At 35.0% G+C, this 449-nt stretch carries 1 pseudogene; it reads right to left on the minus strand.

Annotated features, from left to right (window positions below):
- Window positions 1-449, minus strand: a pseudogene (locus FEF65_RS13275) (TonB-dependent receptor); the annotation flags it as partial.

Here is a 449-nt window from a genome sequence, read left to right on the forward strand (position 1 = left end):
GCCAAAGCCTTCTTCGCAGAGAGAAATCCTTATTAAAAAAAGGTTGATCTCCGCGGCCAATTATTTTTTCACTACCAAAAAGTGCAGATACTGTGAATGAATTTTGATCATCAACGGAGTAATCTATTCCGGATTTTAAAGTAGTAAAGTGCGTATTTCTGTTTCTCTTGAGTTGTGACTGTATGACATCACCATTCTCATATTTTCTGGTTACAAATTCATTTTTGTTCAACGTTTCGGTATACAAATAGTCACCTTGGAAAAAAAGATTGATTTGATTTTTTTTGTAATTCAGGGTAATGGATGGATTGATTTTAGGTGTAAGGGTATATTGAGGCCTTATCGATGGCAAGTTTTCTTTTCGAATCCAAAGAGAACCCAAACCGGATGCGAAGCCTGCTTTTCCATTGAAGCCTTCCTTTTTATTTTTTTTGTAAATGATATTGATG

Origin of the sequence: Mariprofundus erugo, assembly GCF_005818865.1 — a bacterium.
Lineage (GTDB): Bacteria > Pseudomonadota > Zetaproteobacteria > Mariprofundales > Mariprofundaceae > Mariprofundus > Mariprofundus erugo.